11 protein-coding genes are annotated in these 13,758 nt (G+C 70.6%); 9 read left to right on the forward strand and 2 right to left on the reverse strand.

Going from position 1 to position 13,758, the window contains the following annotated elements; all coding sequences use genetic code 11:
- Positions 1–41 precede the first annotated feature (41 nt).
- The 9 genes from OG214_RS24980 to OG214_RS25020 all read left to right on the forward strand — a co-directional run bounded on the left by OG214_RS24980 (position 42) and on the right by OG214_RS25020 (position 12,020).
- On the forward strand, positions 42–938 hold the full coding sequence (locus OG214_RS24980; RefSeq protein WP_405986011.1) for an FAD binding domain-containing protein: 897 nt from the start codon (positions 42–44) through the stop codon (positions 936–938).
- On the forward strand, positions 935–2,473 hold the full coding sequence (locus OG214_RS24985) for a 2Fe-2S iron-sulfur cluster-binding protein (RefSeq protein WP_405986012.1): 1,539 nt from the start codon (positions 935–937) through the stop codon (positions 2,471–2,473). Before OG214_RS24980 ends, OG214_RS24985 begins: the two co-directional genes overlap by 4 nt.
- On the forward strand, positions 2,470–4,779 hold the full coding sequence (locus OG214_RS24990) for a xanthine dehydrogenase family protein molybdopterin-binding subunit (RefSeq protein WP_363081887.1): 2,310 nt from the start codon (positions 2,470–2,472) through the stop codon (positions 4,777–4,779). Before OG214_RS24985 ends, OG214_RS24990 begins: the two co-directional genes overlap by 4 nt.
- Positions 4,780–4,910: 131 nt before the next feature.
- Complete coding sequence (locus tag OG214_RS24995) at positions 4,911–5,468, forward strand: hypothetical protein (RefSeq protein WP_363081888.1); 558 nt, start codon at positions 4,911–4,913, stop codon at positions 5,466–5,468.
- 139 nt (positions 5,469–5,607) lie between these two features.
- Entirely contained in the window at positions 5,608–7,098 is a 1,491-nt protein-coding gene (locus OG214_RS25000; protein ID WP_363081889.1) for a WXG100 family type VII secretion target, read from the forward strand.
- 38 nt (positions 7,099–7,136) lie between these two features.
- Positions 7,137–8,561 carry a type VII secretion-associated serine protease mycosin gene (mycP, locus tag OG214_RS25005; RefSeq protein ID WP_405986013.1) on the forward strand — a complete coding sequence of 475 codons (1,425 nt, stop codon included), beginning with the start codon at positions 7,137–7,139 and terminating at the stop codon, positions 8,559–8,561.
- A 49-nt stretch (positions 8,562–8,610) separates the two neighbouring features.
- Positions 8,611–9,054, forward strand: coding sequence for a hypothetical protein (locus OG214_RS25010; RefSeq protein ID WP_363081891.1), 444 nt, complete (start codon positions 8,611–8,613; stop codon positions 9,052–9,054).
- The gene (locus OG214_RS25015) at positions 9,054–11,354 is read left to right on the forward strand and encodes a DUF6571 family protein (protein ID WP_405986014.1); all 2,301 of its coding nucleotides are present in this window, start codon (positions 9,054–9,056) and stop codon (positions 11,352–11,354) included. The genes OG214_RS25010 and OG214_RS25015 overlap by 1 nt, the downstream gene beginning before the upstream one ends.
- Positions 11,355–11,363: 9 nt before the next feature.
- Positions 11,364–12,020 carry a hypothetical protein gene (locus OG214_RS25020; protein WP_405986015.1) on the forward strand — a complete coding sequence of 219 codons (657 nt, stop codon included), beginning with the start codon at positions 11,364–11,366 and terminating at the stop codon, positions 12,018–12,020.
- 324 nt (positions 12,021–12,344) lie between these two features.
- Here the strand turns inward: OG214_RS25020 and OG214_RS25025 are convergent, their stop codons facing one another.
- Positions 12,345–12,743 (reverse strand): hypothetical protein, encoded by a 399-nt coding sequence (locus OG214_RS25025; RefSeq protein ID WP_331746043.1) that lies wholly within the window; start codon positions 12,741–12,743, stop codon positions 12,345–12,347.
- Positions 12,740–13,588, reverse strand: a complete 849-nt coding sequence (locus tag OG214_RS25030) for an IS5 family transposase (RefSeq protein ID WP_331746046.1) — start codon at positions 13,586–13,588, stop codon at positions 12,740–12,742. The genes OG214_RS25025 and OG214_RS25030 overlap by 4 nt, the downstream gene beginning before the upstream one ends.
- Positions 13,589–13,758: the final 170 nt, after the last annotated feature.

A 13,758-nucleotide genomic window follows, 5' to 3' on the forward strand; every position in this document is an offset into this window, starting at 1 on the left:
ACACAGGCGGGACACCGGGACACCGGAAAGGGGTAGCCGGGTTGACCACGCACGCACCGCAGACCGCGCAGTCCGTGACGCTGCCGTCCTCGCTCGACGAGGCCGTGGCGGCGCTCACGGAGATGCCAGCCGCCGTGCCCGTCGCGGGTGGCACCGATCTGATGGCGGCCGTCAACAAGGGCCAGCTCCGGCCCGCGGGCCTCGTCGGCCTCGGCCGGATCAGCGAGCTGCGCGGCTGGCATTACCAGGACGGTCATGCCCTGCTCGGTGCCGGTCTGACACACGCCCGGATGGGCAGGCCCGACTTCGCGGCCCTCATCCCCGCGCTCGCCGCGTCCTCGCGCGCGGCGGGCCCGCCGCAGATCCGCAACGCGGGCACGCTCGGCGGCAATATCGCCACCGCGGCCCCCACCGGCGACTCCCTGCCCGTACTGGCCGCCCTGGAGGCGGACCTCGTGGTCGCGGGTCCCGGTGGCGCGCGCCGCGAGATCCCCATCTCGCATCTCCTGGCGGGCCGGGAGATGCTGGCGCCCGCCGAGCTGATCGGCTTCGTACGGGTGCCCCTGCTGCACGCCCCCCAGGTCTTCCTGAAGGCGACGGGGCGCACCGGTCCCGGCAGGGCCACCGCGTCGGTCACCGTCGTGCTCGACCCGGCGCGGCGCGGGGTGCGCTGCGCGGTCGGCGCGATCGCGCCGATGCCGCTGCGCCCCCTGGAGGCCGAACGCTGGATCGGTTCGCTGATCGACTGGGACGGCGCGCGGGGGCTCACCCAGGAGGCGCTCGCCGCCTTCGGCGAGTACGTGGCCGCCGCGTGCATCCCGGATCCCGCGCCGCCGGTCGGCGGGGGAGAGGCCCCGCCGGTGTCGCCCGCCGTGCAGCATCTGCGGCGTACGGTCGCCACGCTGGCCCGACGAGCACTGGGGAGGGCGCTGTCGTGACCACCGACGAGAACTCGGGCAACTACGGCAACTCGGGCAACTCCGGCCGGTCCGGCAACGCGGGCAACGCCGGTCCCGACGGCGGGATCCCGCGCGCGCCGGGCGGCTGGCAGCCGGTCCCGCAGGGCGGCGAGTACGACGGCGAGTCGACCGCGTTCGTACAGCTCCCCTCGGAGGACGGCCAGGACGCGCCGCTGGCCGCGCCGGGGCACGGGTACGTACCGCCGCAGATCACGCCTCTGACGCCCGCGGAGGACGCGGGGGGCGGCGTACGGTGGCCGGACCCGCGGCAGGACGGCGGAGGGCAGTTCCAGGCGTCGTACGCCCAGGGCGGCTACGACCCGGGATCGACCGGACAGTGGAACTTCGCCGGGGACGGCACGGGCGCCGGGCAGAGCGGCGGGGTCCCCGCCGGGTCCGCCCCTTCCTCCGAGCTGACCGGCCAGTGGACGATCCCGGTCGCGAACGGTGATCTTCCGGATGAATCGGGCGAGTTCAGCACTTCGATGCTGGCCTCCCAGTGGGGCGGCGGCAGCCCGCCGGCGACCCTGCCGGGCGGCGCTGCGGCACCGTGGGCGACCGAGCAGGCCGGAGCGCCGGGCCCGGAGGACACGGGCGGCACCGGTGTCGTCGGTGGCACGGTCGGCATCGGTGGCACCGGCCAGGAGGGCGCGCCGGGCGCGCCTCCGCTGAACGAGCCGCCCGCGCCCGGCGTGGGACACGACCCGGCGGGGCAGGACGGGTCCGTCCACCAGCCCGCCGTACATGACCCGTCGGCGCACGAGCCGTCCACGCACGAGATGACGGCGCACGACCCGGGGAGCTCCCAGGACCGGCCCGAGGCGGCGGCCGTGCCCGCGTCCGAGCACCTGGGGGCACCCGAAGCGGAAGCCCTGCCGGAACCGGAGCCGGAACCCGAGCCGCTGACCAGCAGCAGCGACAGCGCCGAACACCCCGCCGGCTCCTACGTCCTGCGTGTCAACGGCGCCGACCGCCCCGTCACCGACGCCTGGATCGGCGAGTCCCTCCTGTACGTGCTGCGCGAGCGCCTCGGCCTCGCGGGCGCCAAGGACGGCTGCTCCCAGGGCGAGTGCGGCGCCTGCAACGTCCAGGTCGACGGCAGGCTCGTCGCCTCCTGTCTCGTACCCGCCGCCACCGCGGCCGGGTCCGAGGTCCGTACGGTCGAGGGACTCGCCGTCGACGGCGAACCCTCCGACGTCCAGCGGGCGCTCGCGAAGTGCGGTGCGGTGCAGTGCGGTTTCTGTATCCCCGGCATGGCCATGACCGTCCACGATCTGCTGGAGGGCAACCACGCCCCCAGCGAACTGGAGACCCGCCAGGCGCTCTGCGGCAATCTCTGCCGCTGCTCCGGTTACCGCGGCGTGCTCGACGCGGTGAACGAAGTCGTCGCCGGGCGGACCGCGAGCGCGGAGGCCGCGGCCGCGGCCTCCGAGGAAGCCCGCATCCCGCACCAGGCACCCCCAGGGGCCGGCAGCGCCCAGCCCCCGCACTCGCCCGACGGAGGCATGGCGTGAGCAACGACGCGGCCACCGGGGCCCAGGCGCTCGACGCTCCTCAGCAGGAGCCCCCCGCGCACGGCCTCGGAGCATCACTCTCCCCGGCCGACGCGCGCGCGAAGACCGAGGGCACGTTCCCGTACGCCGCCGATCTGTGGGCCGAGGGCCTGCTGTGGGCGGCGATCCTGCGCTCTCCGCACCCGCACGCCCGTATCGTCTCGGTCGACACCGCGGCCGCGGCCGAGATGCCGGGCGTACGGGCCGTCGTCACCCACGAGGACGTCCTCGGGGACTCCGCGTACGGCCGCCGTGTCGTCGACCGTCCCGTCTTCGCGTCGGACGTCGTACGCCACCACGGCGAGGCGATCGCCGCTGTCGCCGCCGACCATCCCGACACCGCCCGGCTCGCCGCCGCCGCGATCGCCGTCGAGTACGAGGTGCTCGACCCGGTCACCGACCCCGAGAAGGCATTCGCCGCCGAGCCGCTGCACCCCGACGGCAATCTGATCCGCCATATCCCGCTGCGCTACGGCGACCCCGAGATCACCGGCGAGGTCGTCGTCGAGGGGCTGTACCGCATCGGCCGCCAGGACCCGGCGCCGATCGGCGCGGAGGCGGGCCTCGCCGTGCCGAGACCCGACGGCGGCGTCGAGATCTACACGGCGTCCACCGACCCGCACACCGACCGCGATCTGGCCGCCGCCTGCTTCGGTCTCGACCCGGAACGGGTGAAGGTCGTCGTCACGGGAGTGCCCGGCGCCACCGGCGACCGCGAGGACCCGGGCTTCCAGATCCCGCTCGGCCTGCTGGCGCTGCGTACCGGCTGCCCGGTCAAACTGGCCGCCACCCGCGAGGAGTCCTTCCTCGGCCACGCCCACCGCCATCCCACGCTGCTGCGCTACCGCCACCACGCGGACACCGAGGGCCGGCTGGTCAAGGTCGAGGCCCAGATCCTGCTGGACGCGGGCGCGTACGCGGACTCCTCGTCCGAGTCGCTCGCGGCGGCGGTGGCCTTCGCCTGCGGTCCGTATGTCGTACCGCACGCCTTCATCGAGGGCTGGGCCGTACGCACCAACAACCCGCCGTCGGGCCATGTCCGCGGCGAGGGCGCGATGCAGGTCTGTGCCGCGTACGAGGGCCAGATGGACAAACTGGCCGCCAAGCTGGGCATCGACCCGGCCGAGCTGCGGATGCGCAATGTCCTCGCGACCGGCGACATCCTGCCCACGGGACAGACCGTGACCTGCCCGGCCCCGGTGGCCGAACTGCTCGCCGCCGTACGGGACTTCCCGCTGCCCGCACTGCCCAAGGACACCCCGGAGGCGGCCTGGCTGCTGCCCGGCGGCCCGGAGGGCGCGGGCGAACCGGGCGCGGTACGGCGCGGGGTGGGCTACGCCCTGGGCATGGTCCATATGCTCGGCGCCGAGGGCGCGGACGAGGTCTCCACCGCCACGGTCAAGGTCCATGACGGGGTGGCCACGGTGATCTGCGCGGCCGTCGAGACGGGGCAGGGTTTCTCCACCCTCGCCCGGCAGATCGTCCAGGAGACGCTGGGTATCGAGGAGGTCCATGTCGCCTCGGTCGACACGGACCAGCCCCCGGCGGGCCCGGCCGCCCACGGGCGGCACACCTGGGTCTCGGGCGGCGCGGTCGAGCGGGCGGCGAAGATGGTCCGTACGCAGCTCCTCCAGCCGCTGGCCCACAAGTTCGGCATGTCCACCGAACTGCTCCAGATCACCGACGGCAAGATCACCTCGTACGACGGGGTGCTGTCCACCACGGTCACCGAGGCGATGGACGGCAAGGAACTCTGGGCGACCGCGCAGTGCCGTCCCCATCCCACCGAGCCCCTGGACGAGTCGGGCCAGGGCGACGCCTTCGTGGGGCTGGCCTTCTGCGCGGTCCGCGCGGTCGTGGACGTCGACATCGAGCTGGGCTCGATCCGGGTGGTCGAGATGGCCGTGGCCCAGGACGTCGGCCGGGTCCTCAACCCGGCGCAGCTGGCGACCCGTATCGAGGCGGGTGTCACCCAGGGCATCGGAACGGCCCTGACGGAGAACCTCCGTACCAACAGAGGTCTGGTCCGCCGCCCCGACCTCACCGGCTACGCGCTTCCGACGTCCCTGGACGCGCCGGACATTCGCATCGTGAAACTCGTGGAAGAACGCGACGTCGTGGCCCCCTTCGGCGCCAAACCGGCCAGCGCCGCCCCGGTGGTCACCTCCCCGGCCGCGGTGGCCTCGGCGGTGCGCGCGGCGACGGGCCGTCCGGTCAGCCGTCTCCCCATCCGCCCCCAGGCGGCGGTCGCGGTCCCCAACTCGTAACGCTCCTGGTGGCCTTGGTGGTCGCACGCGTGGTGACGTAATCCGCGTTGCACCTGCAAGGCCGGGATGCGTACTGTCGTGGGCGCTCGCTAGAGTGATCTCCGTAGTTGTGTTGGACGGGGGAGGCGTCGATGGCGGAGGACGACGGGACGGGGCGGCCGGTGTATCCGACGCTGCCCACGACGAGCACGGCGAGCGGCGGCGGGACGAGCGGGAGCGGCGGAGGCGGCGGAGGCGGTTCCGCGGACCTGAATGTCGACGCCGCGGAGCTGATCGCGTTCAAGAACAGGGTTGACGGGCTGCTGACCAGGCTCGACAACTCGTCGGCGGCGCCGACGGAGATGGCGGGCGGCACAGTCGCCAGGGCGGACCTCGGTACGGGCTTCGGTGAGGCCGACGAGCTGTACGGGGTCTACCGCAGAGTGCACGGCGAGCTTCAGAATCTCTCCAGGGGCCTGGCCGGCCAGATCGAGGCCCTGGGTATCGCGGTCGACGGCTCCCGCAGGGGATACGAGAACATCGACGACGAGATCAAGCTGCGTATGCAGCGCATCAGCCAGGACGCGCAGCGGGACTGGGAGCGGCGCGAGCAGGAACGGCGCGAGGAGCGGGAGCAGACCGCGGACGGGGGCTCCACGGATGCCCGGCCCGCGGACGGCGGCGGCGATTCGTCGGGCGTCACGGCCTGACGCGAGACGGTCGGCCGCGATGACATGACACGACGTCACATGAGTCACATGAGTCACACGACGTCAGGAACGCACGGGACGCGGCACGCGCCGGAAGCGCGGGGACAACGGGGAACACGGGGAAAGAAGGACCGGAGTCATGCTTGAGAACAGCGGGGGCGGGGGATCGCCCGCGGGGAGCACCACCAACTTCGAGGCACACACGCATCAGGAACTGCGGGACATGATCGCCGCCGCGAACCCTGACACGCTCAAGAGCCACGCCGATCTGCTGTCCGAAGCGGCGACGGCCATCAGCGACATCGGCGAGGATCTCAAGACGTACATCACCTCGGTGAACTGGCGGGGCGGGGCGGGCGAGGCGTTCGAGGAGTGGGGCGACCAGACCTGGAAAGCGACCCTGCTGCTGGCGGACTACAGCGCGGTGGGCGCGACCTGGATGGGCGACGCGGCCCAGACCCTCAGGGAGGTCAAGGCCGGCCTCCCGCAGGTGGACGCGTCGGCGCAGGGCAACCTCGAAGCGGCACTGGAGTTCCGCAACGATCCGGATTCCCGGACGATCGCCTCGGAGGCGAGGGCCAAGCTCAACGAGGACCACGCGGAAGCCGTTCAGCAGATGAACAAGCTCGCGCAGTCGTACTCGCTGTCGTCGTTCGTGATCGGAGCGCAGGAGCCACCGGTGTTCCCGCCGCCGCCGGGGGCGTTCGTGCCGGATGTACAGATCGACAGCTCCAGTGACGCGTCCTGGTCCACCGGGTACACGAGCGGTGGTGGTGGTACTTCTGACGGCTCCGTCGCCTCGGCTCGCCACGCTGCCACGGAGACCCGGGGATCGGTGACGCCGGATGTGAACCCGGAGGTTCGCACATATCAGCCGTCGCCGACGCGGGACGTTCCCGTGGCCATGGAGATCGACGGGGTGGCCACGCTGCCTCCGACGCAGCTCCCGCCGACCGGCACGCCGAGTGTGGTTCCTCCGACGGGTCGTCCCGACGCTACGGTCATGCCTCCGGTCGGGGTGATCCCGCCCGCGTTCGGCGGCGGCACCGCCACGCCCGTTTCGGGGGGAGGCCGCTCGGGCGGCGGTGGGCGTGTGTCGCCGATGCCCGGACAGGGGTCTCTCACCAGCGGTTCCCCGGGCGCGCGCATGCCACGTGACAGCGGCATCGTCGGCGGTCGCCCCCTGCCTCCTTCGAGCTCGGGCCGCCCCACCGGCGGGATCCCGCGTGGCACGGTCGTGGGCGGTGAGGCCATGCACGGACGTCCTCCGATGGCCGGCGGGACCGGCGGCGGTGCGATGGGCGGCCCCATGGGCGCTCAGGGCGGTACGGCCGGTGGCCGGCGGTTCGCGGGCGAGACCGGCGGGACGGTGGCCGGGCGTACGCAGCAGCCCGGGACGACCGGCGCCCGACCCTTCACCCCCGGTGGTTCCGGCCTGGTCCGTGGCGCCGGGGCGGACGGCGGAGCCCGTTCCTCGCAGGCCGGGCGCGGGGGCATGGTGCCGCATCCCACGCAGCGGGGCGGTCGCCGTCCCGAGAGCGAGGACGGACAGCGCCCCGACTATCTGACAGAAGACGAAGAGACCTGGCAGCAGGGCGGTCGCCGTATCGTGCCGCCGGTCATCGACTGAGCCCCGCCCCTGTCCGAATCCGGTGAGAAGGACCGTACATGCGCGCCAGCAGCACCCGAACCACTCGGTGGAACGTGCTCATATCCGGCTCTCTGGGGCTGCTGCTGGCGGGTGTGGCGGCCACTCCCGCCCACGCCGACACGGTCCGGTCGAGACAGTGGCACCTCGACATCATGAAGGCCGAGCAGATGTGGGAGACCAGCACGGGCGAGGGTGTCACGGTCGCGGTCATCGACTCGGGTGTGGATCCCGCACCCGACCTCGAAGGGCAGGTACTGCCGGGCAAGGACTTCTCCGTGAAGCCGGGGGACGAGCGTGATGACTTCGGCAACCACGGCACGGGCATGGCGGCGCTGATCGCGGCCACGGGCAAGAGCCATGGCGGAGACGGAGCCTTCGGTCTCGCGCCCGGGGCGAAGATCCTCCCCGTCCGGGTGGACCTCGGCGCGGGCAGGTCGGGCGACGAGATGGAAGCCGGAGCGATCCGCTATGCGGCCGACTCCGAAGCGAAGATCATCAACATCTCGCGGGCCGGTCCTTACGACGGCGTCGCGACCCGCGAAGCCGTGAAGTACGCGCTCGACAAAGGGAAACTCATCTTCGCCGGTGTGGGGAACGACGGCGAGTACGGCAGCGTGAAGTACCCCGCGGCAACCCCGGGCGCCGTGGGCGTCGGAGCGGTCGGCAAGGATCTGAACGCCACTTCGGAGTCCCAACGTGGCCCCGAGGTGGACCTGGTCGCACCGGGCGAAGGAATCATCACTGCCTGCGCGGGCAAGACAGGCCTCTGCGACAGCAGCGGCACCAGCGACGCCACCGCTCTCGCCTCCGCCTCCGCCGCCCTCATCTGGTCCAAGTACCCGGACTGGACGAACAACCAGGTGCTGCGCGTCATGCTCAACACCGCCGGCGGTCCGACCAGCGGCGCCGAGCGGAACGACTACGTCGGTTACGGAATGGTCCGTCCCCGGATCGCCCTCACCGACCCCGGCGACCCCGGCCCGGCCGACGAGTACCCGCTCCCCGACCTCGCGGCGGCCGTGTCCACGGCGCCTTCGCCCGAAGCTTCGGCCCCGGAGTCCAAGGACGCGGGCAACGGCGACCGGACCGAGCCGCCCGCCCCGGCCGCCGCGTCCGACGGCGGTGGCGACACCCGGCTCTGGATCGGTCTGGGCATCGGCGCGGCCCTGCTCATCGGCGCCGCCGTCGCCGTACCCCTCATCCGCTCCCGCCGCCGCGCCGCCACCTCTCCGCAGCACCCCCCGGCCCAGGGCTTCGCCCCGTACCAGCAGCCCTCGTACCCGCCCCAGCAGCCGCAGCAGTACAACCAGCCCCAGCAGTACGGACCGCCACCCCAGCAGTCCGGGGCGGCGCAGCAGTATCCGCAATACCAGCCGAATCAGAGCCAGCCACCACAGCAGTACCCGCCTACCGGGCAGGCGGGGCCTGACCAGTCGAGATGAACCGAAACCAGCTCTCGGCGCCGATCAATTTTTCACTCACGGGGAAGTCATGTCATTCGACGAGGAATGGTCACAACTGAAGAGCGCCGCCGCCGACCGCTCGTCCGCCCAGATGCGGCTCAATCAACTGGACGGTGGCGGTGGCGGTCCCATACCGGAGGGCGACCTGGAGGTCACCCAATCCGATCTGGCGGCCATCGGCGACGAGGCGTTCAAGCTCTACAGAAGGCTCGACACGGACGGCGATCACGCCAAGCGGAGCAGCTACGAGGCGGCCACCTCGCTGAAGGACGACTTCGCCCTCGGGAACGCGCTCTCCACCGTGACGGACAAATGGAACTCCCAGGTCGACACCCTGCTCGGAGCCTGCGCCCATATTTCCAATCATCTGGACTACTCGGCGAACGCCCACGCGGAGGACGAGTACTACATCGCCACCCAGTTCCGGTACGCCGACCTTGACAGCGGCTTCGACGAGAGGACCCAGGGCTGATGGATCTCGAAGCGCTCAGGTTCGGAAATTTCGCCAAGCTCGGCACGGCGGTCGACGACTGGTCGACGATGATCACCAAGCTGGAGGAGCTGAAGGAGGACGCGAGGTCCCAGCTCGACCAGCGGTCGAGGAACGCCAACTGGGCGGGCGTCAACGCCACAGTGACCCGTGAGTTCATCACCAAGACCACCGGGGAATTCGGCGACGCGGTGACCGAGGCCACCAGCATCCGCAATATCCTCCGCGACACCCATGGCGAACTGGTCGGCTACCAGAACCAGCTCAACGGGGCGATCGAGCGCGGGCTGCGGAAGAATCTCACCGTGGTCGGTACGGGTGACGGCGGATTCACCGTCACCATGAACATCCACCCCGACCGCGCCGCCGCGGGCCATGAGGTCCCCGAGCACACGGAGTCGGATGTCACGGCGCTCAGGGACGAGGTCAAGGGGATACTCGACCGGGCCACCGAGAGCGACAGCACCGCCGCGCAGGTACTGCTCGCCATCGTCGAGCAGGCCCCGTACGGATTCGCCGACGCCTCGTACACGGACCGGGACAGCGCGGCGGCGGCGCTCAAGCGGGCCGACGACATGGCGCGCCTGGCCAGGAACCCCGAGGACCTCAGCCCCGAGGAGTTCGACGAGCTGAACCGCAATCTCCAGAGGTACGCGAACGACGACCTCTTCTCCGAGAGGTTCGCCACCCAGCTCGGGGCCAGGGGCACGCTGGACTTCTGGGCGGGCCTCAACGACCTCACCGAGAATCCGGAGCTGAGCCAGTCCCGGCTCAGGCAGTTCGGCGCTCTCCAGGAGAATCTCGGCCTCACCCTGGCCCATGCCACGCAGTCCGACAGCGGAGCCATGACGCGCTGGGAGTCGGACATGGTGGGCCTGGGGGACGAGCGGTTCCAGCGGCGTGCTTCGACGAGCTACGGGTTCCAGGTGATGAGCAGCCTTATGCGCTGGGGTGACTTCGACGACAGGTTCCTCAACGACTACGGCAACGAACTCATCAGGAACGAGAAGGCGCGGAGCGGCAACGGCCGGGCCGCCGACGTCGCCTGGAACACTCCCATGGGCGCCATGCTGAACCGGACCGGTACGGATGCCGGCCATGATCCGATGACCGGTTTCATGAAGGCTCTCTCCAACAGTCCGCAGGCCGCGACCGACTTCTTCAGCGGTACTTTCGTCACCGCCGACGAGGAGCACGACTTCCGGTACGAGGACGGCGAGCACAAGGGGGACCGGAGGGCACTGACCAATTTCGACTACCTCTTCGAGGAGCGGGACTGGCTGCCGGAGCGCACCAGCGACGGGGAGGAGAGCGTGACGGGTCAGAACGCCATGGGTCTCGCCCTGGAGGCGGCGACGACGGGGCATCCGGCCGGTACGGCACCGACCATCGACACCGTCCCGCACAGCACGGAACAAGCAAATCTCTACGAGAGCATCGTCCGGTCCGTCTCCGAGGATCCGGGGAGACTGACGGACCGCGGCTATCTGTCCGACAGCTTCGGCAAGATCACCGCCGAGTACATGCCGGACATCAACAGGGCGCTGAACGCCGACGGCGCCAACGGAGACAGGCTTTTCCCGGTCTCCGACGCCGTGGCCGACCTCGGACAGCGGGATGTGACCCGTTTCCTCCACACGGTGGGCCGCAACCCGGAGGGGTACGCGGCGGTCAATCTCGGGCAGCACAACTACACCACCGCCCTGTTGGAGCATCACTTCAGGAATCCCGGTGCCTACTTCGTCGATGAGAACTTCTCGGACGCGGAGAATCTGAAGGCCGCGATCGGGGGCATCTCCAGGACCGCCGGTGAAATCGAGGGAACCATCGGGGCCGGCCGGACCTTCGAGATCGAGTCGGAGGGTGTGGCGAAGGACGCCGAGTTCAACAGCGCGCTGGACAACGCGTCGGCCTGGGCCAGCGGTATCGCGGGAGTGGGGGTCGGACTGGCCACCGCGCCGTTCACCGGACCCGGTGGCGTGGTCGCCGGGGGAGTCGCCGGTACGGCCGTCGACGAGGTTCTCGGGCTCATCTTCGACGGCCAGAAGAAGGACAGCTCGGACGAGGTGATCTACCGAAACGGTGAGCACTGGGACAGCATGCAGGAATCGACCTCCCTGCTGGTTCAGGAAGGCACGCGGAGGGCCGGGGAAGCAGTGGGCAACCCCTCACCGCATATCGAGTCCTTCGCGGGCAGCGAAACCGAGATCGGATTCGACAACGCCGCGACGAATGTGGGGCGTTATATGGACGGTCAAGGTGTTCCGTCGGAAGGTGGTTGAGGATCTGTCATGGCTGCACCCAAGAAGACCCCCCTGGTCGCGGGGGCCTCTCTCGTACTGCTCGTCGTGCTCGGCGCGGTCGCCTATGCCGTCGGCCTGTCGCCCTTCGAGAAGCGCGGGGAGATCAGCGCCGACCGGGTCTGCGGCTCGCTGGGTGACGGTGAGGCGGCAGCGGCGGCTCTGCCCGATGCCCTTCCCGAGAAGTCCGAGTACCGGTTCTCGGGTCAGGACGGCCGCCGGAGCGACGAGTCGCGCGACCAGTTCGCATCCCACTGTTTTGTCTCGGCCGACGGCAAGACGCTTCTCAGCGTCACCGCTGAGATGGTCACCTCGCCCTCGCCCGACTCATGGAGCGAGCGCGTGATCAAGGACGAGTCGGTTCCGGGAGAGAACGGCGGCCCGACGCTGGACTTCACCGCCGGGGACAAGGCCCTGGCCACCGGTCGGCTGGCCGCGGTGTATGTGCCCTGTGTCACCGAGGGCCGGCTTCCCGGCGGCCCACGCCATCTCAGTGTGGTGGCGCACGCCGTCGACGCCCCGGACTCGTCCGAAAAGGCGGCCCGCCAGAGCCTCGTGGACCTTGTCCTGATGACGGCCCGGCACGCGCACGAGCGGGCCACCTGCGACCTCCCGTCCCGGCTCCCGGACACCTCGCCGACGCTCTGACCCGGACGGTGCGGCCGTGGCGCCGCGCCCGGCGGAACGGAACGCCGAAGCGGCCGTCCCCCTCGCATTCCGCGGGGGAACGGCCGCTCCGTCATTCCTGGAGGCCGTGGCGGGAATCGAACCCGCGTAACTCGCTTTGCAGATGACACGCTCAGAGCTGTAACAGTCCTCAGTCTGACCAGGGGCGGAGGGAAGGTCAAGGCGACAGGTACCCCATGAGGCGACTTGCCCAGCAGCACCCACCATGTGTAAGTGGGCGGTTCGTAAGGTGATGTCCTTTTCTGGCTGAGGTGGGAGCAAGGACGCTGGTGGAGGTTCGGTCGGCTATTGCTTTCGAGCGAAGTTGCCGGTGTCGGCCTCGGTGAGGATGCCGAGTTTGACCAGGCGTTTCAGTTTGGCGCGGGTGCCTTCGACGTTCTTCGGCAGCAGTTCGTGGCCGAGGGCTTCGCAGACGTCCTTGGCCCGTAGCGGCCCGGTCGTGTGGTTGAAGGCGGCAAGGATGCGGGGGTAGTCCGGATGCTCGGGCAGGTCCGGCGCGACGGCCGGGAGCCGGTCGGCAAGGCTGGTGACGGTCTTGCGGGTGATCGCGAGGTGCTCCAGGTGCATCTCGGCCTCCCGCAACCGGGTCTGCAGGCCGTCGATCTGCGCACGAAGGTCGTCGGCCAGGGCCCGGGCGGCGTCTTCCTGCAGGTCCAGGGCATCGAGCAGGGGCCGGAGGTTCACGCCGCCACCGCCGCCGTCTCGCGCCAGGTGGGGGCGTTCGCGCCGGTGAGGCGCCGGGTCATGACGTGGGTCATCGCCCAGTAGACGCGGGAGACGGAGGAGGACGGGCGGTGCTCGTAGTCGCGGACCAGGCGCCGGTGCAGTATCAGGATCCCGTAGGTCTGCTCGACCCTCCACCGCTTCGGCTGCGGCACGAACCCCTTGACCTGCGGGTTGCGTTGGACGATCTCGACGTCGATCCCCAGGCCGGCGCCGTGCGCGACGACCTGGTTCTTGAAGCCCTGGTCGACCAGGGCTTTGCGGACACTTCCGCCGGCGTGCTCGGCGACCTGGTCCAGCAGGAGATTTCCCGCGGCGTTGTCGTGGGTGTTCGCAGCGAGGACGACGACCGCGATGACCAGGCCGAGGACGTCCACGGCAAGGCCCCGCTTGCGGCCGGGCACCCGCTTGGCCGGATCATGGCCACTCGTGGAGACGGGGACCCCGGCGGCCACATGGACACTCTGGGTGTCCAGCACCACCAAGGTCGGGTCCTCTAATCGTCGGGCGCGTTCGCGGACCTGGCAGCGCAGGAGTTCATGGATGACCTGGTCGGTCCCGTCGTCCCGCCAGGCGGCGAAGTAGTAGTACGTCGCGCTCTTCTGCGGCAGGTCGTGCGGGAGATAGGCCCACTGGCAGCCGGTCCGCCCCTGGTAGAGGATCGCGTTCACGATCTCCCGCATGTCGTACGCGCCCTGGTGGCCGCTGACCGAGCGGTGCCGGCCCTTCCACGCGGTGATCACCGGCTCGATCAACGACCACTGCTCGTCCGATAAGTCACTCGGATACGGCTTGCGTTCACTCACCCGAACACATCACCAGATCAACAACCGCGGACCGGCAGATTCCGCCCCGCTGCCACACCATCAGGCGACAGCAGAACCACTCAAAGACTCACGAACCGCCCACTAAGACGCTGGCTTCTGTCAGACGGATCCTAAGCTCAGGGCCCCGGACGGGGGCCCTGCTTCCTGCC

It is taken from the genome of Streptomyces sp. NBC_00872 (assembly GCF_045161915.1).
Classification (GTDB): domain Bacteria; phylum Actinomycetota; class Actinomycetes; order Streptomycetales; family Streptomycetaceae; genus Streptomyces.

What these genes read in the sequence shown, in the direction of transcription:
- OG214_RS24995 (WP_363081888.1), top strand. Translation starts at nt 4,911, where the DNA reads ATGGCGGAGGACGACGGGACGGGGCGGCCGGTGTATCCGACGCTGCCC.
- OG214_RS25000 (WP_363081889.1), top strand. Translation starts at nt 5,608, where the DNA reads ATGCTTGAGAACAGCGGGGGCGGGGGATCGCCCGCGGGGAGCACCACC.
- mycP (WP_405986013.1), top strand. Translation starts at nt 7,137, where the DNA reads ATGCGCGCCAGCAGCACCCGAACCACTCGGTGGAACGTGCTCATATCC.
- OG214_RS25010 (WP_363081891.1), top strand. Translation starts at nt 8,611, where the DNA reads ATGTCATTCGACGAGGAATGGTCACAACTGAAGAGCGCCGCCGCCGAC.
- OG214_RS25015 (WP_405986014.1), top strand. Translation starts at nt 9,054, where the DNA reads ATGGATCTCGAAGCGCTCAGGTTCGGAAATTTCGCCAAGCTCGGCACG.
- OG214_RS25020 (WP_405986015.1), top strand. Translation starts at nt 11,364, where the DNA reads ATGGCTGCACCCAAGAAGACCCCCCTGGTCGCGGGGGCCTCTCTCGTA.